Raw genomic sequence first — 669 nt, 5'->3', positions numbered from 1 at the left:
GCGGTGGCGGTGGCGGTGGTGGTTCTGGCGCATTTTCTCAGAATCTAGTTACAGTCACGCCCGGTGAAACGATTTCTGTTTCAGTTGGTGCTGGGGGAGCGGCTCCGACTTATGCGCACCCGGTATATGGTAAAAACACGGATGGTAATGCCGGTGTTGAAAGTGCGTTTGGTACGTTTGTGTCTGCCTCAGGCGGTGAAGGCGGCGGTGGCGCCTATTCTCAACATCAATCGACTGGTGCAGGTGGTGCAGGTGGGAGCGGCGGTGTCAGCGTTCCGAGCAGTTACATTAGTCTAAACGGAACCAATGGTTCTTCAGGAGAGTCAGCATCTACCGTGAGCGGTAACTATCTCTATGCGGAAGGTGGATCAGGCGGTACTGGCTATGGGATACGAGACATAGCTTGTGGGTCAGGTGGTGCCGGCCCCAAAAAGATTGGCAATAAAACGCAAAATCCAAGTAATCCGGGACTAGATGGATGCGTTCTTGTCGAATGGGGGCAGAACATTCAAACGGCTGATACAGGCCCAACAAAAGTATTTTTAACTGAATCAGGGAATCATAACTGGACAGTGCCTGAGGGTGTTTCCTCTGTTCGTGTAACACTTGTTGGTGCTGGTGGTAGTGGCGGGCAAAACGGCACCTTTACGACAGGCTCAACAGCAGATG

1 pseudogene is annotated in these 669 nt (G+C 52.5%); it reads left to right on the top strand.

The window, feature by feature from the left end:
* Positions 1-669: pseudogene (locus WH96_RS22205) on the top strand (glycine-rich domain-containing protein); the annotation flags it as partial.

The sequence above is a fragment of the Kiloniella spongiae genome (assembly GCF_001026905.1).
In the GTDB taxonomy this organism is placed as follows: Bacteria; Pseudomonadota; Alphaproteobacteria; order Kiloniellales; family Kiloniellaceae; genus Kiloniella; species Kiloniella spongiae.
The sequence above is the reverse complement of the archived record's forward strand: the minus strand, read 5'-3'. Positions and strand labels throughout refer to the sequence as shown.